This window comes from Mycetohabitans endofungorum (genome assembly GCF_037477895.1).
GTDB lineage: Bacteria > Pseudomonadota > Gammaproteobacteria > Burkholderiales > Burkholderiaceae > Mycetohabitans.
In genome coordinates, this window is sequence record NZ_CP132745.1 from 383,913 (window position 1) to 404,448 (window position 20,536).

18 protein-coding genes and 1 pseudogene are annotated in these 20,536 nt (G+C 60.7%); 8 read left to right on the forward strand and 11 right to left on the reverse strand.

What is annotated here, in order from left to right:
- Nucleotides 1-2 precede the first annotated feature (2 nt).
- Nucleotides 3-1,169 (forward strand): hypothetical protein, encoded by a 1,167-nt coding sequence (locus tag RA167_RS13900; RefSeq protein ID WP_139337197.1) that lies wholly within the window; start codon nucleotides 3-5, stop codon nucleotides 1,167-1,169.
- 208 nt (nucleotides 1,170-1,377) lie between these two features.
- On the opposite strand, the gene RA167_RS13905 is transcribed toward RA167_RS13900, so the two are convergent.
- From RA167_RS13905 to alr, 3 genes are all read right to left on the reverse strand, one after another.
- Nucleotides 1,378-2,757, reverse strand: coding sequence for a hypothetical protein (locus RA167_RS13905; protein ID WP_076788172.1), 1,380 nt, complete (start codon nucleotides 2,755-2,757; stop codon nucleotides 1,378-1,380).
- A 189-nt stretch (nucleotides 2,758-2,946) separates the two neighbouring features.
- A complete protein-coding gene (gene radA / locus RA167_RS13910; RefSeq protein WP_076788174.1) occupies nucleotides 2,947-4,332 on the reverse strand; it encodes a DNA repair protein RadA in 1,386 nt (461 codons plus the stop codon).
- Nucleotides 4,333-4,347: 15 nt separating this feature from the next.
- Complete coding sequence (alr, locus tag RA167_RS13915; protein WP_076788176.1) at nucleotides 4,348-5,418, reverse strand: alanine racemase; 1,071 nt, start codon at nucleotides 5,416-5,418, stop codon at nucleotides 4,348-4,350.
- Between the two features lie 201 nt (nucleotides 5,419-5,619).
- On the opposite strand from alr, the gene lplT reads away from it, so the two are divergent.
- Complete coding sequence (gene lplT / locus RA167_RS13920) at nucleotides 5,620-6,924, forward strand: lysophospholipid transporter LplT (protein WP_076788178.1); 1,305 nt, start codon at nucleotides 5,620-5,622, stop codon at nucleotides 6,922-6,924.
- Between the two features lie 67 nt (nucleotides 6,925-6,991).
- On the forward strand, nucleotides 6,992-7,798 hold the full coding sequence (gene thiD, locus RA167_RS13925) for a bifunctional hydroxymethylpyrimidine kinase/phosphomethylpyrimidine kinase (protein ID WP_076788179.1): 807 nt from the start codon (nucleotides 6,992-6,994) through the stop codon (nucleotides 7,796-7,798).
- Nucleotides 7,799-7,939: 141 nt separating this feature from the next.
- On the opposite strand, the gene RA167_RS13930 is transcribed toward thiD, so the two are convergent.
- From RA167_RS13930 to tsaB, 4 genes are read right to left on the reverse strand one after another with little or no spacing between them, the layout of a single operon-like run.
- On the reverse strand, nucleotides 7,940-9,127 hold the full coding sequence (locus RA167_RS13930) for a DUF1853 family protein (protein WP_237574394.1): 1,188 nt from the start codon (nucleotides 9,125-9,127) through the stop codon (nucleotides 7,940-7,942).
- Nucleotides 9,082-10,059 (reverse strand): uracil-DNA glycosylase, encoded by a 978-nt coding sequence (locus tag RA167_RS13935; protein WP_076788181.1) that lies wholly within the window; start codon nucleotides 10,057-10,059, stop codon nucleotides 9,082-9,084. The genes RA167_RS13930 and RA167_RS13935 overlap by 46 nt, the downstream gene beginning before the upstream one ends.
- Nucleotides 10,046-10,591, reverse strand: a complete 546-nt coding sequence (rimI, locus tag RA167_RS13940; protein ID WP_076788183.1) for a ribosomal protein S18-alanine N-acetyltransferase — start codon at nucleotides 10,589-10,591, stop codon at nucleotides 10,046-10,048. The genes RA167_RS13935 and rimI overlap by 14 nt, the downstream gene beginning before the upstream one ends.
- Nucleotides 10,588-11,340: a tRNA (adenosine(37)-N6)-threonylcarbamoyltransferase complex dimerization subunit type 1 TsaB gene (gene tsaB / locus RA167_RS13945; RefSeq protein WP_076788185.1), complete on the reverse strand. Its 753-nt coding sequence runs from the start codon at nucleotides 11,338-11,340 to the stop codon at nucleotides 10,588-10,590. Before tsaB ends, rimI begins: the two co-directional genes overlap by 4 nt.
- A 125-nt stretch (nucleotides 11,341-11,465) precedes the next feature.
- Between tsaB and RA167_RS13950 the strand changes: the two genes are divergently transcribed.
- The 3 genes from RA167_RS13950 (at nucleotide 11,466) to aceA (ending at nucleotide 15,644) form a co-directional block, all read left to right on the forward strand.
- The gene (locus RA167_RS13950; RefSeq protein WP_076788187.1) at nucleotides 11,466-11,735 is read left to right on the forward strand and encodes an acyl-CoA-binding protein; all 270 of its coding nucleotides are present in this window, start codon (nucleotides 11,466-11,468) and stop codon (nucleotides 11,733-11,735) included.
- A 577-nt stretch (nucleotides 11,736-12,312) separates the two neighbouring features.
- Nucleotides 12,313-13,926, forward strand: coding sequence for a DEAD/DEAH box helicase (locus RA167_RS13955; RefSeq protein WP_076788649.1), 1,614 nt, complete (start codon nucleotides 12,313-12,315; stop codon nucleotides 13,924-13,926).
- Nucleotides 13,927-14,324: 398 nt separating this feature from the next.
- Entirely contained in the window at nucleotides 14,325-15,644 is a 1,320-nt protein-coding gene (gene aceA / locus RA167_RS13960; protein WP_076788188.1) for an isocitrate lyase, read from the forward strand.
- Nucleotides 15,645-15,725: 81 nt separating this feature from the next.
- Here aceA and RA167_RS13965 read toward each other — a convergent pair.
- Nucleotides 15,726-16,036, reverse strand: a pseudogene (locus RA167_RS13965) (LysR substrate-binding domain-containing protein); the annotation flags it as partial.
- Nucleotides 16,037-16,140: 104 nt separating this feature from the next.
- On the opposite strand from RA167_RS13965, the gene aceB reads away from it, so the two are divergent.
- Both aceB and RA167_RS15725 read left to right on the forward strand, forming a co-directional pair.
- The gene (gene aceB, locus RA167_RS13970; protein ID WP_076788190.1) at nucleotides 16,141-17,736 is read left to right on the forward strand and encodes a malate synthase A; all 1,596 of its coding nucleotides are present in this window, start codon (nucleotides 16,141-16,143) and stop codon (nucleotides 17,734-17,736) included.
- A gap of 262 nt (nucleotides 17,737-17,998) precedes the next feature.
- A complete protein-coding gene (locus RA167_RS15725) occupies nucleotides 17,999-18,187 on the forward strand; it encodes a hypothetical protein (RefSeq protein WP_076788192.1) in 189 nt (62 codons plus the stop codon).
- Nucleotides 18,188-18,356: 169 nt separating this feature from the next.
- Here the strand turns inward: RA167_RS15725 and RA167_RS13980 are convergent, their stop codons facing one another.
- From RA167_RS13980 to RA167_RS13990, 3 genes are all read right to left on the reverse strand, one after another.
- A complete protein-coding gene (locus RA167_RS13980) occupies nucleotides 18,357-18,929 on the reverse strand; it encodes a hypothetical protein (RefSeq protein ID WP_237574396.1) in 573 nt (190 codons plus the stop codon).
- A gap of 80 nt (nucleotides 18,930-19,009) precedes the next feature.
- Nucleotides 19,010-19,492, reverse strand: a complete 483-nt coding sequence (locus tag RA167_RS13985; protein WP_076788195.1) for a glycoside hydrolase family 108 protein — start codon at nucleotides 19,490-19,492, stop codon at nucleotides 19,010-19,012.
- 421 nt (nucleotides 19,493-19,913) lie between these two features.
- Entirely contained in the window at nucleotides 19,914-20,060 is a 147-nt protein-coding gene (locus RA167_RS13990) for a hypothetical protein (RefSeq protein WP_170872321.1), read from the reverse strand.
- Between the last annotated feature and the right edge of the window lie 476 nt (nucleotides 20,061-20,536).

Here is a 20,536-nt window from a genome sequence, read left to right on the forward strand (position 1 = left end):
AATTGAAACTGACCATTACTTCTCACCAGACCGAATTCGAAGCGCAGAACACGAATACGCAAACTTCGCCGCCCCGTGCGCCGTCACCGTCTAAGAGCACATCCTCTGCACCGACCAGCCCATTAGCTAACACCGACGAGTTCGAGGCGATACGAAATAAGCTTAAAGACAATCCCAGCGCCGCCAAGGCACTTTCTCGTTTCGCCGCTCGAGCCAAAGGGCATTTCGTGCGGGAGAAGATCATCAAGGTACAAAGCCACGGTACGGGAATCATCCAGATTACGATCAAAGGTGGCTCTGTCGGCGCGAGTCCTCCAGACACGCCGCTTAAAAGGATCCGAGATAGGCTTCCGAGCGATAAAGATGGGAATATCGCGACTTACAATATGGTTGTTGTAAAAGGTGGAGCGGAGTCCGGCCAGGTGATCGGGACGAAGGAGGGGGAACGGCCGAAGCTCCCCTCCGACCTTGCAGCAGCAGCGCCGGAGGGGTCCGCCTTCATTAATGGCGGGTACTTCGTGCACAAGCCCAATCTCAAGATTATTCAAGGAAAAAATGAAGGATCAGCAAAGGATCGTGATATTGGCAAGCCGGTGGGCCCGACCGCAACTCGCGGCGATCATGTCGACGTTGCTCCGCCTTGGCAGAATGACTACGGTCAATTACAAGTGGACGGTAAGGTCGGCGTCACGAGCGGTCCAGTACTCGCATTGAATGGACAGAAGACGAAGTTGGACAGCAACGCTGACCGATTCCAATATCGCAACGCTAAGGGGGAAAACCCATTAAACAAATTTGCTGGCGCGCTGACTCATGCCAGCGAGCGCAATGAGCGGGCCGCGGTGAGTGTGCGTCCTGGGGTGTCTGGCGAACCAGATGACTTAATCATGCATACTTTGACAACAACAGGCGGCAAACGAGGCCTGGGTGTGGACATGGTTTCATGGCAAGATATCACGGCAACTGGTGCTGATCCAGCAGGAAAATATAAAAACGCCGATAATGGGGTTGACGTTTCCACGCTCAATTTAGATGGCGCTGGTTCCATATATCTTGGTATCCGCGATAAGGATAAGGTGAGAGAACTTGCCAGCAGCGGACAAGCCGGCACCCGACCTATCGCCAATATCATTTCTGCCCAGCCCGCGGAAAAGACACCGAAGGAGTGAACCGTGCGCTGCCAATAGCGTGCTTTCTGGAGAAGGCCAGATTGGGACGGATGCGTTCAAAGATGCCCGGCTTAATGGCCAGTGGGTTCGTCTGCCAGACGTCAGATCTTGCCAGTGAGCATCTCGCGGCGGTCTCAGGTTGCATGACGACAACGGCGAACCCTTCCAGCGTGCTGATGGCACGACGGTATCTGTTCCGGCGTTGGGATCAACGAAGCATACTGGGTTCAGCCGCATTAATATTATCTGGCTCACTTCTGAGCCAATCTACATTGGCCCGGAATCGCGCCCGCGCCGGCTCGGAGAACTGGCTGGCCTCCATAAAGCGCGTAATCTCCTCCACTGCCATTTCCCATCTGAAATTGCTGAACTCAGATAACACCCAAGCGGCCCGAAGTTGGCGAAGCAAATCCCATAAAGCGGCTTCGCCTGCACCATTCAATAGGTTCAAACCTTGCCGCCAGGCCCGCTTCATTTGTACATCGTCTAAAAACAATTGGCATTTGAGTAGTCCAAACACTGCCGAAACACGCTGTGACATAGGCACGCGCGCTAAATGACCCTCAAGCAACGTCAGCTCCTGCGCACGTTGTTCATACGACAGCTCTTCAAGCCCTTCAGGCAAATACTGCAAAGCAATTCCCCACTGCTCATCAGGCAGCGACAGCGCCCAATCACGCATCTGCGTGTATTGGGCAAACTGCTCTGCTTTTGGCAAAATCCGTACGCAACTCGCTAACATGCCGACCGATGCACCTTGATGAGAGGGCGGCAGTTGTAACGCGTGTCCGCGTAAGAGCGCATAGCGTTCAGGGACGCGCGGGTCTGTCTTATCGGAGTAAAGGAGCAAGTTCGACAATACCGGGATGAGCTTCGCTTGTTCGGATACCTTCAGCGACGCAAGCCGAGCCAAGAGCGCCTGATAACGCTGCTCGGCAAAAGGTGAGCTAGACGAAAAGAACTGCAAACTGTCAGCCAGTTCCGCCCAGATATTGTCTTGCCCGGGCGCGCGCCGTTCCGCCATCGCATAAGCAAAGTCGAATAGCTCAGCACGCCGGCTCGGAGGAAAAATAAAAAAAGCACGTAATAGCGCTTTTTGTATTTGTACGCCGTCCCGCGGGATACGTTCCGCAGCCGCAAACACGCGCTTGAATGCCTCGACTCGCTCGGCTTCTGGCAACGCTTGCAGACGCTGACTTAGCGCGTCAATAGGTTCGGCATGCTGCGCTGGATTGCTCAACGCACCGCCTATTTCGTCCAGCAGCTGGTTGACTGACGCCAAGCTGACGGCCTGGTTTGCCCGCTGCCAATAGCGGTGGACGAGGCGCCGGGTCTGCATCGTATGATACGTGCGGCGATCGACTGTGGCGAACGGCATCACGTCTTGAATAGGTACATAGTCACCGATCCGGGCAATCAGTTCGGACGGCAGGTCATCATACGTCGTCGGTCGGGTGGGCAAGGGGCGAGTCAACGCGTCGTTGGAAGACAGTCGTGGCGGCACTGACGCGGCAGGCTGTTGGCCCGCCTGTCCTGCGCACACGTAGCTGGAGTGAGGGTTTAAAGCGGCATTCAAATCGAAGTCCATTGGCAAACTCAGTAATCGATGAAAAGATAACTTTGCGGCCAACGCGCACGTGCTTAACCGCAGTCCCCAAATGCAAATTCATTTTCGCACCCATCGCGCGTTCGATGAGCGCCTTGTTGAACGTTAACATCCAATCCCACGCCTGAAGCACGGATAGGCGGTGCGGCCGAGAGTAGCGATTGCGTCCCCCTATTGCTGCAGCGTCCGAATACGGTCAATCGCCTGTTCGATGCGCTCGACGGCGATCACCTGCAAGCCGTCGATTGGCTGCTTCGGCGCATTGGCCTTCGGGATCAATGCAATCGAGAAGCCGAGCTTGGCGGCCTCCTTCAGGCGCTCCTGGCCACGCGGGCATGGCCGGATCTCACCGGCCAACCCGACTTCGCCGAACACGATCAGCCCCTTAGGCAACGGCTTGTTGCGCATCGACGAATGAATCGCGAGCAGCACGGCCAGGTCCGCGGCCGGCTCGGCGATCTTTACACCGCCGACCGCGTTCAGGAAAACGTCCTGATCGAAGCATGCGATGCCTGCGTGCCGGTGTAGCACCGCGAGCAGCATCGCAAGCCGGTTTTGTTCCAGGCCGACGGCCAGCCGGCGCGGGTTCGGCACGTGCGCCGTATCGACCAGCGCCTGCACCTCCACCAGCAGCGGCCGCGACCCTTCTTGCGTGACTAGCACGCACGAACCAGGAACCGTATGCTCGTGCTGCGACAAGAACAACGCCGACGGATTAGCCACGCCGCGCAGCCCGCGCTCGGTCATCGCGAACACGCCGAGTTCGTTGACCGCGCCGAAGCGGTTCTTGAACGCCCGCACCAGCCGGAACGATGAATGAGTGTCGCCTTCGAAATACAGCACCGTATCGACGATGTGCTCGAGCACCCGGGGCCCAGCAAGCGCGCCCTCCTTCGTCACGTGGCCAACCATGATAATCGTCACGCCGGATTGCTTGGCAATCCGCGTCAGTTGCGCCGCGCACTCACGCACTTGCGCCACGGAACCAGGCGCTGAACTCAGCGTATCCGAGTAAATGGTTTGGATCGAATCGACGACGGCAATATTCGGCTTGACGGCGTCAATCGTGGCTTGCAACTTCTCGAGTTGGATCTCTGCCAGCAGTTGCAAGTCGCCGACCCGGCTGGCGGGCGCATCGAGCAAGCCGAGCCGCTGTGCGCGCAACGCGATCTGCGCGCCGGATTCCTCGCCACTGATATACAGCGCACGCCGCTTGTGCGCGATCTCGGCGAGCGCCTGCAGCAGCAACGTCGACTTGCCGATACCGGGATCGCCGCCGATCAGCACGACGCCACCTGCGACCAGACCGCCACCGAGCACACGATCGAACTCACCGATGCCAGTCGAGTAGCGCGGCACGTCCGACGCTTCGATTTCGGCGAGCTTGCGCACCGGCTGGCTCTTGGCAAGTGCCTGGTAACGATGGTTCGGCGCGGCGATCGACTCAGCCGACTCGACCAGGGTGTTCCAGCTGTGGCACGATGGGCACTGGCCCTGCCACTTCGGCGACTGCGCACCGCAGTCATTGCAGACGAAAACGGTCTTTGTTTTTGCCACGCGTCCTGCTCCGCGTTATTCTGCGCGCACCGACACGCGCTGCGTGATCGCGCACATCAATTCGTAGCCGACCGTGCCGCACGCTGCCGCGACATCATCGATTGGCACGTCGCCCCCCCACAACTCTACTGGGCTGCCGATCGCCGCGCTCGGACACGAGGATAGATCCACGGTCAACATGTCCATCGACACTCGACCGACAACCCGCGTGCGAACCCCGCCCACCTGGACCGGCGTGCCCTCGGGCGCGCAACGGGGATAGCCGTCCGCGTAACCGCACGCCACAACGCCAATACGCATGCGCTCGCGCGCCTTGAAAGTCGAGCCGTAGCCGATGCTGTCCCCTGGCTCGACCGTCTGCACCGCGATCAGTTCCGAGCTGAGCGTCATCGCCGGCTGCAGGCCGAGGCCCTCGATCGCGGCCGAGACGCCGGACGGCGACGCGCCATACAGCATGATGCCGGGGCGCACCCAGTCGAAATGCGCATGCGGATGCCATAGCGTCGCAGCCGAGTTCGACAGGCTGCGCGCACCTACAATGCCTTCGGCGCCATGTTCGAACACTTCTAATTGGTGTCGGATGCCGCTTTCACCCTCGGCATCCGAAAAATGGGTCATCAGCGTGATCTGGCCGATGCTGGGGCACGCGCGCGCGCGTTCCCATGCGGCGCGATACTTGCCGGCTGCATAGCCCAGCCGGTTCATGCCGCTGTTCATTTTCAACTGGATGTTGACCGGCTTGGACAGACGCGCCATTTCCAGCATCCGCAATTGTTCGTCGCAATGCACGGTGGTCGTCAGGCTGTAGCGGTCAATCACATCAATGTCGGTCGGACGAAAAAACCCCTCTAACAGCAAAATGGGCCCGGCCCAGCCCAATTCGCGCAACTTGACTGCTTCTTCGAGGTCAAGCAATCCGAAGCCGTCAGTCGAACGCAGGCCGGGGAACGCGCGCGCCAAGCCATGTCCGTAGGCATTGGCCTTGACAACGGCCCAGAGCTTGGACTTCGGGGCACGGCGGCGGGCAACGGCAAGATTATTAGCAAGCGCTGCGGTGTGAATCGTGGCAAGGAGCGGGCGAGGCATAGATTGGATAGTTTAATGTCGCTGCAAATCAACGATTTAAGTGCACGATCGCCGGCGCGATCTGCGTCGCTGAAGCGAGCGCTAACTCTGAACGTTCGTATTTTCGTGTTATAAAGCCGTGCACACAACCCATTTCGAGCAGTTCATGCTACGGGTTAGCCCGACAGCGGCTGCCGACAGAGGAATCAAGCTCAGCATCAGATGAAGAAAGGTTTTTACACCATCATGGCGGCGCAGTTCTTTTCTTCGCTCGCCGACAGTGCGCTTCTGATCGCTGCGATAGCCCTTCTGAAAGACCTTCACGCGCCGAATTGGATGACGCCGCTGCTGAAGCTGTTTTTCGTGCTGTCTTATGTTGTACTTGCCGCCTTTGTGGGCGCATTTGCAGACTCGCAGCCGAAAGGCCGCGTCATGTTCGTCACCAATACGATCAAGATGGTAGGCTGCGTGACGATGTTGACTGATGCCCATCCGCTACTGGCCTATGGTATCGTCGGATTCGGCGCGGCCGCGTACTCGCCGGCTAAGTACGGCATCTTGACCGAATTACTGCCGCCAGAGCGCCTAGTAGTGGCCAACGGCTGGATCGAGGGAACGACCGTCGCGTCGATCATCCTGGGCACCGTGATGGGTGGCGCGCTGATCAGTCCGCACATCGCACAACCGCTGCTGCGGCACTTGTCGTTCGCCCACACCGCAGCAGAATCGGCGATTGTGGTGATCATGTCCGTGTACGCACTGGCTGCGGTGTTCAATCTGTGGATACCGGACACCGGCGCACGCTACCCACAGCAGCAACACCGGCCAATCCGGCTGATCCGTGACTTTGCCGAGTGCTTTGGCGCACTGTGGCGCGACAAGCTCGGCCAGATCTCGCTGGCGGTCACCACCTTGTTCTGGGGCGCCGGCGCTACGTTGCAGTTCATCGTGCTGAAATGGGCCGAGGTATCGCTCGGCATGACGCTGTCCGAAGGTGCCGTGCTGCAGGCCGTGGTCGCGGTCGGCGTGGCCGGCGGCGCAATGCTCGCGGCCACGTGCGTGCCGCTCAAGCGCTCGCTGACGGTACTGCCCGTCGGTATCATGATGGGTCTGCTGGTCATGACGATGTCATTCTATACCCCGGAGTTCTTTCCATCCGACTGGGCATGGCACATTGGCCACATCCGGATACCCGCCTACCTGATATGCGCGTATGCTTTCCTCATGGTGGTCGGCGGCATGTCGGGCTTTTTCGTCGTTCCGATGAATGCGCTACTGCAGCACCGCGGACATGTGCTCCTGTCCGCCGGCCATTCAATCGCGGTACAGAACTTCAACGAGAATCTGTCGGTGCTCGTGATGCTGTGCCTGTACGCCGTGCTCATCTGGCTCAACGTGCCGATCCAGCTGGTGATCGTACTGTTCGGCACCCTTGTGTGCCTGACCATGTGGTGCGTGATGCGCCGGCACGCAGCGAACCAGCGCGCGTTCGATTCAGTCGCGTTGATCGGCGAGCAGGGGCATTGACGCGTGCGGCGATGGCCGCAGCGCGGCATGGATGACTATTTGAGTGGCTTTTCGCGCACTTTTTTCCATGGAGCCTATGATTCCGAATGTGCTGACAATTGCCGGGTCCGATCCAAGCGGCGGCGCCGGCATCCAGGCTGATCTCAAGACCTTTTCCGCGCTAGGCGCATACGGCGCCGCGGCGATTACCGCGTTGACCGCGCAAAACACGCGGGGCGTCACCGCGGTGCATCCGGTACCTGCCGACGTCGTGACTGCGCAACTGGACGCAGTATTCAGCGATCTGCGCGTTGACGCAGTCAAGATCGGCATGCTGGCGAACGCGGCGATCGTTCGCGCGGTGGCTGCCGTACTAGAGCGGTACCAGCCCGCGCACGTGGTACTCGATACCGTGATCTTGTCGTCCAGCGGCCACGCGTTGCTCGAGCCCGATGCACTTGATGCGCTGCGCGAGCGATTGCTGCCATTGGCCAGCATCATCACGCCGAACTTGCATGAAGCGGCGGCGCTGCTTGACCAACCCGTCGCCGCCGACGAAGCGCAGATGGCACGCCAAGGCGATGCGCTACACGCGCTAGGCGCCCACGCGGTGCTGATCAAGGGGGGGCACTTGCCAGGCGACTTCAGTCCAGACTGGCTGATCGAAGCAAGCCGCCACACCCGGTTGGCCGGCGCTCGCGTGAATGTGACCAGCACGCACGGCACCGGCTGCACATTGTCCGCCGCGATTGCCGCGCTGCGCCCGCAACGACTGGACTTGGCCAACGCCGTCAGCGATGCAAAGACCTATCTGACCCAGGCATTGATCCACAGCACGCGGCTTTCAGTCGGGCAAGGCACCGGGCCACTGCACCACTGTCACGCATGGTGGTAGCCGTTCTCAAGCGGCAGCAGACGTGGCGACCTGCGCGAGGCAGACTCCACGCCGCGAGCGGTGCCGACGCGCCGGGGACGCCATACGAAGACGCCATAGAAGGACATCGTACAGGGACGTCGCGCAGAGACAGCCGCGAGGTCACGGAACCGTCGTATACGCGGCCGCACGTTTGGGCCAGTCATCCGGCACGATGAATCCGCGCGCCAACTCACACCACTCGCCGGCCGGGTTGCCGACGTCCTGGTTGACGCGCACGTCGGCTAACGCCGCCACCATCAATGGCTGATTCGGCCGGTCGCGCCAATAGTCGATGCAGCGCACCAGCACAGCGGTCGAATCGCGATACACGCGCGGGTCGTCGGCGGACAGCCGCAGCGGCGCCATCCAGCGCAAACGTGGCACGATCGTCCAGGCAGGCGCGTCGAATACGGGCCACTGCGCGGCACATGTCCACCAGCCCTGTAAGTGATCTGGCGCGACAGATCCCGGCGCGGCATCGCCGCGCGGCGCGCAGTTCACGCTGACGTTGTCCGAATCGCCAACGCCGCTCGAATCCCAGCGACGGAACAGCCAGCCGCACACGACCATGGCCGCCTGCCAACGACCATCGGCGGCCAACGCCGCGATTTGTGGATGCTGGCTCAGCGTCAGCTGGTGGGTCAGCAACCGGGTCAGCTTACGGTCAAAGCGGTCGGCCAAATTCGGCCCCACATAGCGCGCCAGTGAACCGGGCGGACCACCCACGTCGAGATAGCACTTGACCGTCAGTTCCCAATGCCACGCCCTTGCATCGTCATCCACGAACAGAAAGTCGCACTCCCCCAGTGTGTGGCCATCGACCCGCACGGGCCGGTTCGCAGCGATCAACCGCGTTGCGGGGCCATATTGTAAGAAGAAGCCGAGCAACTGCTCCGCATATAAGCCGAGACGCGACTGCGGCCGGGCATCCAGAGCCGCATGCAACGCACGCGGATCGGCGTCGAGCCGTGCCAGCCATGCGAGCGCTTGCTGCCGCTGCCGCGGCTGCGCCAGCACGTGTGCCAATCGTGGGCCGAAATATCGCGCGTCAAGCAACGAGGGCGACAATAACAGCCACGCCAGATCACGCACCGCAACGTCGCGATACGCATGGAGCAGATCAACGCAGCGTCTGCTGGCATGCGCAGGCGTCCGGTGACCCACGCGCTCTCGCGCGGCAGCCGCGAATGCAGCCGGGCCATCCGACTGCCGCGCGCCGCCGCCCTCGTCGGCAGCCGCGCCGGCGTCGCGATCATGGCAGCTTAATGCGCGACGGTGCGCTTGCGATGAATCGCACGAGCCAGACATAGGTCGCTCCAGGCCTTGTGCTTGTCGCGCAGGCTGCGTAACAGGTACGCCGGATGATACGTGACGATCACCGGCACGCCTTCATACTCGTGCACACGCCCCCGCAACGAAGCAATGCTTGCGTCGGTCTTCAGCAAGCTCTGCGCGGCGAACCGTCCGAGCGCGACAATCACGCTTGGCTTGACCAGCGCCACTTGCCGTTTCAAGTAGGGCTCGCAGCGCACCACTTCGTCCGGCTCCGGATTGCGATTGCCCGGCGGCCGGCATTTCAGCACATTCGCGATATAGACGTTGTCGCCGCGCCGCAGCTGCAATGCACGCAACATGTTGTCCAGCAGCTTGCCAGCCTGGCCGACGAACGGCTCGCCTTGCTTGTCCTCGTTCTCGCCTGGTGCTTCGCCGACCAGCATCCAGTCGGCCGTCTCGTCGCCGACGCCGAACACCGTGTTCGTGCGTCGTTCGCACAGCCGGCACAACGTACAGCCCGCGACGCGCGCCTTCAACGCTGCCCAATCCAACATCGGCACCGGTTGCGCGTCTGCCGCGGCCCCGGGCGCTGATGCGGCAGTCGTCTTGACTCCCTCAGCCGCCTCGACTCCTTCTAATGCCTTGCCGACTCCACCCGCTGGTCCAGTTGCACTGTCCTCTGCCCTAGTCGCTTCAACTCGCGACTGCGCGGCCTCAACCGACGTGTGGCTTGCTTGAGAGGGCGCATGCGCTGCACTCTCTTGCGTGTCGCAAGCCTGCACAGTCACATCCGTCGCTTGGAGCGGCTGCGACGGCAGCGCGATGCCGGCCTCGCGCATAACGTCCCGAGCCGAGGACAGCGCATCGCCCTCAGCGTCACCAGGACGATGAACATGCCCCGCGCCGCGGCGGACCCACAACGGCGCAATGCCAAGCTCTTCCAGAATCGCGTCAAGCTGCGCCATCGGCCTGCTCCCGTTCCGCTTCCAGCGGGGTGCCCGCGCGCCGCGCGCCGGGCATCACCTCAGCGTGCAAGCCGTAACGCATCACGATTGCGTCCTCGCGCGCGTGGTGCCGCGCGGGATAATAACTCTTGCGCCGGCCGATCACGATGAAGCCAAAGCGCTCGTACAGCCGCATGGCACGCTGATTGGACGGACGCACCTCGAGCAGCACGCTGCCGAGCTGGCGCGCACGCGTGATGCGCACCGCTTCGCGCAACAACGTCAAGCCAGCGCCGTGGCCTTGCGCGGTGGGCGCCACGCACAGATTCAATAAGTGCATCTCGTCCACGACCGGCATCAGCACGCAATAGCCGACCAACACGCCAGTGACGTGCCTCAGGCAAACACCGAAGTAGCCATTGCGCAGTGAGTCCTCGAAGTTGCCTCGCGTCCAGGGAAACTCGTACGCGTCGCGCTCGACCGCCGCGACCTCATCGAGATCGCTGTCGGTCATCGGCGTCAGATAGCGCTGGGTCATCAACACGCCGCTCATCGGGCCTCCTTCGCCGAATCTTTGAGCACACGGGCCGCCGCGCGCTCGTCAGTGGTCTGCGCGACTTTGTCGCGCACGTACTCGGGCGTGGCCAGGTGCGCAGGCAACGCGCGGCCCGCCATCAACGCACGCCAGCCGGCTAGCGCCAGTGCGTGGGCGTGCGGCATCGCGCAAGGGTCGATCACGCGCGCCCGCGTCGCGGCACCCAGCGCGTCGCCGAACACAGACGATGCATTGCCGGCTAGCGTAAACGGCTCGTCCGGAGCCGGCACGCGATCGGGCGCGGCGAGCGCGGCAGGATGGCATACCCGCCAGTCGGCGAGCGTGTCGTCCCACGCAAAGTCCGCCCAATAGACCTCGCCCATCCGGGCGTCGAGCGCGACAAGCACGCGTCCTGCATCTGGATCCGATGCGCGCGCGCGTTCCGCGCAGACGAGCAACGTGCCAACCGGCACCACCGGCACACCCAGCCCGAATGCCAGACCCTGCGCCACGCCAGCCGCCGTGCGCAGACCGGTGAACGAGCCGGGCCCCGCGCCGAACGCCACCGCGGCGCAATCAGTCAGTGTGAGTGTCGCTTCCTCCAGCACTTCCCGTACCGCGGGCAGCACGCGTGCGCTGGAAACCGGGCCAGTGTGCTCATGGCGGCTGATCACGCGCGGCGAACCGGCGGCAGGCGGCAGATGGAACACCGCGACCGAGCAGAATTCGGTCGACGTATCGAGAGCAAGCAAGGCATGAGGCGTCATAACCGCTATTGTAATGCCGGCCCGCGTCAACTCTATTATTTGGAGGACTTGCTCCAGCACAGGGCGGCACGTTCCGACTACACTCGGCCGTTCAGGATGGATGGACAGGGCCAAGGAGGGTCACGATGAGTGAGATCGATGCGCGGTTCGCGCAGGCGCAGAACGAAGTTAGGCAATTGCCGGAGCGCCCCAGCAACCTAACGTTGCTGCGCTTATATGCGCTGTTCAAGCAAGCCACGGAAGGTGACGTGTACGGCGACAAGCCCGGCTTAGCCGATATCGTCGGCAAGTATAAGTACGACGCCTGGGCCGCGCTGAAAGGCACGTCGCAGGACACCGCCAAGCACCAATACGTCGAGTTGGTCGAATCGTTGAAGAACGGCACCGCGTCGTGATACTGCGCGCCCGCGCCGGCGGGCACAGCGCGATCTTGCTCGCAGCAGGTAGCGCAGCGCAGCAAATTCGGATAGAATCGAGGCTTCGCGCGCCGGTGAACTACTATATTGTTTGGCTGGGTCGCGCGTTTTTGCAGCGTTTTGCTCCAATCCCCGTTTAGAAACTGTCCCCTCCCACCTTTGCCCGCTTTTGGGTGCGGTTGTAGACCAAGCAAGGTTCGCGTTTCCGCGTTGGGCGGTTCGCACCGTTACAGGTTCTAACATCGGCTCGCATTTCACGAGCCATGCCCGTTTTTCGATCTGGTGAACGGATATCGTTCATCGCATCCGACGATCGTGGCTGCCGATTGGCGCCTCTCGCATTTTTCCGGACCGGTTCGCGCCGCGCAGGCGCGAAACTCATAGGATCGTCATGACCTCGAATTCCCCCTCGTCACTCGGCGCGCTGGCGCGTGAACTTTTCGGCAACGATGCCCCCTCGTCGCACGGCGACGCGCCGGTGGCGCCCACGCCGGCTGCTGAAGCCCCCTCCGCCACGGCAGTGCACGCAGCCGCCGCCACGCCGGCACCTGATGCAATGGCCACGACGATTGCCGCGCAGCAACCCGACTCCGCAGCAAGCGCGGCCATCGACGCTGCACAGACCGCCGATACGGCGAACAACGATACCCCCCGCGGTGACGGCTTTATAGCGCTCGGCCTGTCGCCGGAAATCGTCTCCGCGCTGACCGCCGCCGGCTATCACGCACCAACGCCGGTCCAGCAGCGCGCGATACCGGCTGCACTCGCCGGCCACGATCTGCTAGTCTCGAGCCCGACCGGCTCGGGCAAGACCGCGGCATTCATGCTGCCCGCGATCGAGCGCTTCGCACAGATGCAAAAAGCCGGCACGCTTGGCCAGCGCGCGAACCAGCCCGCGCATCAGGCACAGCGCGGTGATCGGGGCGAGCGCCGTCATCGCCGCGAGCAACCTGTCGCCAAACCGGCGCTGCTGGTGCTTACACCGACACGCGAACTCGCGATGCAGGTGACCACTGCGGCGACCACCTATGGCAAGCACCTGCGGCGACTGCGCACGGTCAGCATTCTGGGCGGGGTCGCCTATGGCCAGCAATTGATGCTGCTGGCGAAGAACCCCGAAATCCTGGTTGCCACTCCCGGCCGGCTGATCGATCACCTCGAACGCGGCCGCATTGACCTGTCCCAGTTACAGATGCTGGTGCTCGACGAAGCCGACCGGATGCTCGACATGGGGTTCATCGAAGACATCGAGGCGATCATCGACCGCACCCCGGCCACACGGCAGACGCTGCTGTTCTCGGCGACGCTCGACGGCAAGGTAGGTTCGCTGGCGCAGCGCTTTCTTAGCGACGCCGAACGGATCGAGATCCGTCGTGAGCCGGAGTCGCGCGCGAACATTGTGCAGTCCATCCACTACGTCGACGACCGCGCCCATAAGGATCGGCTGCTGACGCATCTGTTGGCTGACGGCGCACTCGATCAAGCGATTGTGTTCACTGCGACAAAGAATGACGCGGACGTGATCGCCGCCAGGCTGGCCGAAGACGGCTTCGCCTCCGCCGCATTGCATGGCGACTTGCCGCAAGGCGCGCGCAACCGGACAATCCGCGCGTTGCGTGAACGACGCGTGCGCGTATTGGTCGCGACAGATGTCGCCGCGCGTGGCATCGACATACCCGGCATCACGCACGTGTTCAATTACGATTTGCCCAAATTCGCAGAAGACTACGTGCACCGGATCGGCCGGACCGGACGTGCGGGGCGCAGCGGCATCGCTGTCAGCCTTGTGCACCATGCTGAAGTCGGCGCCCTGAAGCGGATCGAGCGATTCGTGCGCACGCCGCTGCCTGTCAACGTGATCGCCGGATTCGAGCCCAAGCGAGCACCGTCCACACGTGCACCGGCACGTCGCGGCACGCCGCCGCGCGGCCACGGGCGGGGCGCCGGCGGCGGCTATCAAGGGCGAGGAACGAGCAACGGTTACGGCAACGCTCGACACGGTGCCGGTGGTGGTGGTAGCCGCGAAGGCGGTGGCCGCGAGGCCGGCTATCGTGGCGGATTCAGTGACACCCGCGCCGGTAATGACCGTGGCCGAGGCGGTTTTGCGGATTCGCGCGGGCCGGCGCGTCGTCGGGATGACGATCGCCGTACGTCACGCTACGACGACTGACCGTTCTGACGCGAGCGGGCCGGCGAGCCCGACGCTCCGAGAGATGGCGCCCTGCGGCGCCATTTTTTTCGCGCCGTACTTATTGCACCGTACGGCTGGCGTTCGGATCAAAAATTTCATTATATGAAATAATCTTTTGTGTCATAAAAATATGTGGTGCGTAGCACAAAAGTTCTTTTGCAGGATAGAAAACGTAATTTCATATAATGAAATATATTTTTTAAATATTTGATTTTTATGGTTTAAATATATTCAACAAAACGCTTTCCGCCCCTGTTTCGCTCGGCTCGGTTTGCCTAATCTCTTATATAAGACTTCCCAACGCAACGCTAACCTGGGCGGTGCGAAACCGAAGTCATCCAGGCTACCCAATACGTCATTCGAGCAAGGAGAACGCTATGTCTCGCCAACAGGAAGCGCAAAAACTACAGGCCCAGTGGGAAACCAATCCACGCTGGAAGGGCATCAAGCGCGGCTACACCGCAGAAGACGTGATTCGCTTGCGTGGCTCGGTACCGGTCGAGCACACGCTTGCTCAGCGCGGCGCCGAGAAGCTGTGGACACTGATCAACGAAGAGCCGTTCGTCAACGCGCTTGGCGCATTGACCGGCAACCAGGCGATGCAGCAGGTCAAGGCCGGGTTGAAGGCAATCTATTTGTCCGGCTGGCAAGTGGCGGGCGATGCCAACGTCGCTGGCGAAATGTATCCGGACCAATCACTGTACCCGGCCAACTCGGTGCCGCTGGTCGTCAAGCGCATCAACAACACGCTGACCCGCGCTGATCAGATCCAATGGTCCGAAGGCAAGAATCCGGGTGACGAAGGCTACATCGACTTCTTCGCGCCGATTGTCGCGGACGCCGAAGCCGGCTTTGGCGGTGTGCTGAACGCATACGAGTTGATGAAAGCGATGATCGAAGCGGGTGCGGCCGGTGTGCACTTCGAGGATCAGCTCGCCGCCGTCAAGAAGTGCGGCCACATGGGCGGCAAGGTGCTGGTGCCGACCCGCGAAGCGGTGGCCAAGCTCATTTCGGCGCGGCTCGCGGCTGATGTCAGCGATACGCCAACGGTATTGGTGGCCCGCACCGACGCGCAAGCCGCCGACCTGATCACCTCCGATATCGACGGCAACGACAAGCCATTCCTCACTGGCGAACGCACGGTCGAAGGCTTCTTCCGGACCCGTCCGGGCTTGGAGCAAGCGATCTCGCGCGGCCTGGCGTACGCGCCGTATGCCGACCTAATCTGGTGCGAGACCGGCAAGCCAGACCTGGAATACGCAAAGAAGTTTGCCGAAGCAATTCACAAGGCATTCCCGGGCAAGCTGCTGTCGTACAACTGTTCACCGTCGTTCAACTGGAAAAAGAATCTGGACGATGCAACGATCGCAAAATTCCAGAAGGAACTCGGTGCGATGGGCTACAAGTTTCAGTTCATCACGTTGGCCGGCTTCCACAGCTTGAACTACTCGATGTTCAATCTCGCGTACGGCTACGCGCGCAACCAGATGAGCGCCTTCGTTGACTTGCAGCAGGCCGAGTTCGCCGCAGCCGAAAAGGGTTTCACCGCGGTCAAGCACCAACGTGAAGTCGGCACCGGCTACTTCGACACGATCACGCAGACGGTCGAGCGCGAAGCGTCGACGACTGCACTGCATGGCTCCACCGAAGATGAACAGTTCTTTGACAGCAAGAAGGTCGTAAACCGCGTCGGCTGACCGCCCCCGACAAAAAAGAGCGTCTGCGTGCGACGTATCGCCGATGCGGCGATGCGTGCGCGGCGGAATCAGGGAGGAAATTCAGCGCCAATAGGCGGGACGACTGTACGTATGCTTCAGGTAATCGATGAACAGCCGGACCCGCAACGGCAAATGACGCCGCTGCGGGAACACTGCGTGAATGCCGATCGGTGGCGCCGCGTAGTCGTCCAGCACACTGACCAGGCGCCCCGCTGCGATATCCTGACCCACCTTCCACCACGAGCGCCATGCGAGACCGTGCCCCTCCAGGCACCACTCACGCAGCACTGTGCCATCCGAGCACTCCATCGTGCCGGATACGCGGATCGTTATGATCTTGCCGTCCTGCTCTGGAAGGTCCACCCCCGCTGCGGGTACCGGATCCGGCATGCAGGACATGATTGCGTTCATCGAACGCGCGTCTCACCTATCTTATTCGCATCACTGAATAAACTTGACCAACTAAGGAGAAGTCATGGCACACTCGTCTCTCTCGCTACCCGAAGGCGTGCAGATTCATGCTCCGCTCAAGCCCGGCTTCGAAGCAATCCTCACGCATGACGCACTCGCGCTAGTTGCTCAGCTTCACCGCCAATTCGAAGCGCGCCGCCAAACCCTGCTGGCTGCGCGCGTGGCGCGTGCAAAGCGGTTGGATGCCGGCGAACGGCCCGACTTTCTGCCTCAGACTCAAGCCATTCGAGATGGCAGCTGGACTATCGCGCCGCTGCCTGCCGACCTGCAATGCCGTCGTGTCGAGATCACCGGGCCAGTCGAGCGCAAAATGATCATCAACGCGCTAAACTCCGGTGCGGACTCGTACATGACCGACTTCGAGGATTCAAACGCGCCGAACTGGGACAACCAGATCCAAGGCCAGATCAACCTGAAGGACGCGGTGCGACGCACAATCTCATTAGAGCAGAACGGCAAGTCATACCAGCTCAACGACAAGATCGCGACGTTGCTGGTACGCCCCCGCGGCTGGCACCTCGACGAGAAGCATGTGACGATCGATGACCAACGCGTGTCCGGCGCGCTGTTCGACTTCGCGTTGTTCCTCTTCCACAACGCCAAGGAGCAACTGTCGCGCGGCACCGGTCCGTATTTCTACCTGCCGAAGATGGAAAGCCACCTGGAAGCGCGGTTGTGGAATGATGTGTTCGTCGCCGCGCAACAGGCACTCGGCATCCCACACGGCACGGTCCGCGCAACCGTGCTGGTCGAGACCATCCTCGCCGCGTTCGAGATGGACGAGATCCTGTACGAGCTGCGTGAGCACAGTGCCGGGCTGAACGCAGGGCGCTGGGACTATATCTTTTCAGCGATCAAGAAATTCAAGACCGACAACGACTTCTGCCTCGCCGATCGTGCCCAGGTGACGATGACTGCGCCGTTCATGCGGGCGTATGCGTTACTGCTGGTCAAGACCTGTCACCGGCGCAATGCGCCGGCGATCGGCGGCATGAGCGCGCTGATCCCGATCAAGAACGATCCGGCTGCCAACGACAAGGCGCTGGCCGGCGTGCGCTCGGACAAGGCGCGTGATGCAGGCGATGGCTACGATGGCGGCTGGGTCGCCCACCCCGGCCTGGTGCCGATCGCAATGGAAGCGTTCGTCAAGGTGCTCGGCGACAACGCCAACCAGATCAGCAAGCAACGCGACGACGTGCAAGTCACCGCCAAGGATCTGCTCGACTTCCGTCCGCAAGCGCCGATCACCGAAGCCGGCTTGCGCAACAACATCAACGTGGGCATCCATTACCTTGGCTCATGGCTGGCGGGCAACGGCTGCGTGCCGATCCACAATCTGATGGAAGACGCGGCAACCGCCGAGATCTCGCGTTCTCAGGTGTGGCAGTGGATCCACTCGCCGAAGGGCAAGCTCGATGACGGCCGCAAGGTGACCGCGGAACTCGTGCGCGCGCTGAGCGTCGAGGAACTCGCCAAGGTCAAGGCCGTCGTCAGTGGTGACACTGCGCCGTATGATCGGGCCGCGCAGATCTTCGAGCAGATGTCGACGTCGGGCACGTTCACCGACTTTCTGACGCTGCCGCTGTATGAAGCGATCTGACGATCGGATTGCTGCGCGCTCCGTGATGCTGAACCAATCGTAACCGGTTCGACGCAGTTCTGGACAGCGATCCCAATTACGCTGGTCAACCGGATCTTTCCGGAGGTCGCGACGCGCGTAGTGCCGCAGGCGTGATCACGTCGGCCTTGCCGTCATGCGGCGCATTTGAGCGGCCGGGCCGGTGCACGCATGCCGCGCCCGACCTGCTCGGCTACGGCTGGTACCAGGACATGGTATTCGATGCGTTATCGCTCGATGGCAAGTGGAGCATCTGCGCGCACTCGTTCATACGCAATGGCCGGCGACGCCGGTCAATGTGGTCGGCCACTTCGTCGGTGACGCCGTCGCGATGCTGTTCGTGCACCGGTTTCCGCAGCTGGTACACCGAATCGTCAATGTCGAGGGTTTACATTGGACGATGCGTTCTGGCCCGCATCGGTGGGACGCATGAGCGCCGAACAGGCCGATGATATGCTTGATGCATTCCGCGCTGATCTCCCTGCTCGGAACAAGCGGTTGCTTACACGCCAATTCGTATGAAATGCGCCTTTTTCACTTCACACTGCGTCCTCTCGTTAACGCCTAAACTGCTGCACCCGCTTGCATTATTGGGTTAATACTTATGATTTGTTGCTTGCTGTAGTGGGCAATGTTGTTTGAGCAGACGTCGGTACACCGTTCATCGTTTGGGTCGTCACATGCGTGTCCGGGTCAGTCGCGAAGCTGGTAATCACCGCCGCCTGCTTGGTTGCTGTCGACGACGAGCCAAAAAAGAATTCTTTGGCTCCCAGCACCATCGCAATCAGCACTCCCTCAATATTGCCCAGCACGCCAAAGGCGACCGGATTGACGGGTATGCGAGCGAACAACAACCAGAAATGCGCACCAATCACCAAAAATAAGCCAACTGTGTACAGATAGGCCAAGTTACGCGGAGTGTGATCGTGTTCAGTCAAAGCCATTTGCCGAGCGTTGGCGCGATCAGCCGCATTCGTCTTCGCGGTTTCCACATTGGCCGTAATGCGTGTCTTTTCCACATCCGCGGCAATGCGCTGCAAGTCGACCTGGCTCTCAACGATCGACTCCTGAAACCGGTAGGCAAGGTCCGGGTTTGCCTGGATCGCAGCTAGCGCCTGTTCCGGAGTGTTCGTGCTCGTGACAGTTTGGGCGATATTGATCACTTTTTGGGCCACCTGCTCGGCTTGACTGCCGCCAATCCAATGCGCGATCTGCGGCGCGAATTGTGCGAGTGCGAGAACAATCGGTAACATGGTCAGGCTCCTGCCACTCTTAAGTTAGTCGCGATGCGTCGCGCCCAGCCGCGGCCAAAGCTTGGCCAAGTTTGCAGCGCGGTCAAGTAAGTCAAGCGCGCGGCAATAAAACGCATAATGAAAAGCTCAGGATCGACTGCCTGCACCGCAGCGATCGTCTTGGGTCCGAGTTTGCCGTCGGCGAATGCGCCACTGGCCTGCTGCATCCAGATAACAACGTGACCACCGTTGTAGTTGGCATCAAAAATTTGAAACGCGACCCGTGCGTCATAGCGGTCACAGTGCAATGGATCCCAGTACAGGGCCTTGGCGATCTGTTTCGCTGTCTCACGCGGTAACTCCCGCATCGGTCCGGTGTAGCCCCATGCGCGCGCGACGCGCTGGGTCACGCCCCACATCGTCTCGCCCCCCGGATCATGAGGGTTATTGGAATAACCGCCTTCGTTGCCGATAAGCTTATCGAATGCATCGTCGAAAACGCTCATACCTTTCTACCAAAAAAGGAACACTTTCGCTTCGCACGCAAAGCGATTCATGCACCAGCTGGATTAAAGCACCGCATCGCGCCGACACACGTCAGCATGAGCCGTTAAACAATGAGCAGAAAAGTGAATAATGCTTGATCAGTTATCACGCAACGTTACCGCCGTGCTCGTAAAACTGACAGTAGGAAAAAGAGGCTGAGTGTGTACTGCGCACCTGAGGAAAGTGTCGTTGAGTCAAGCCAGTATTCTCTTTCATTATCGTGCCCCAAACATCGCTTGCATGGATCGAAGACCACGGTACTGCACTTGCCTCAGCGAACCATCATGCCTCATTTCGCTGCATGCCCCTCGTTCGGACGAAACGAAATTTCTCACAAGTTCAACAAAAGTTCAAGTTTTTTGGGCTGCGGCATTTGTCTCGTCATGTCATCACGCTATTGGCACGCCCACTTACGTCGTCCAAATGCAGCGCACGATTGACCGCCTCCAGGCTCTCGAACAACTCGCACCGCCGATGCATCACCGGCTTGACCGGTGCATAGCGCAAACGTGATGGCCGCTCGAGCATCTCAGCAACTTACAATCCGAATGGTTTGTCCGTCCGCGGATTTTCGATGAATCCAAGTCTGCTTTAAAACGCAGTTCTAAATAATCGAGCACATTCCGATGAACTATGTCGAAGTATAACTTCGCAGGTACGCCATGCGAGTCTTGCCCTTGCGGGGGCAGCGCATCTGCACCAGCGTCTCGCACACATGTAACGCACTCTGCTGCTGGATTTTTGGGTACAGTGGTGTCCATCAGCCGTTGTCGCTGCACACCACTGTACCACCCCCAGGCACCATGCCATGGCCCAATAATATCGAGCAGTTAGATAGTTTGTGTCTGCGTCAATTTCGAAGGTAGCGGACGACAGATAGCCTAATGTTGAATTCTTCCCGCACCGGCAAGACCCGCGTCACATCTCATCCAAACTTGCCCTGAGCCACGATCTTGATCGCGCCACAGTCGGCCAAGGTTTTTCACATGCCGACCACGATCGCG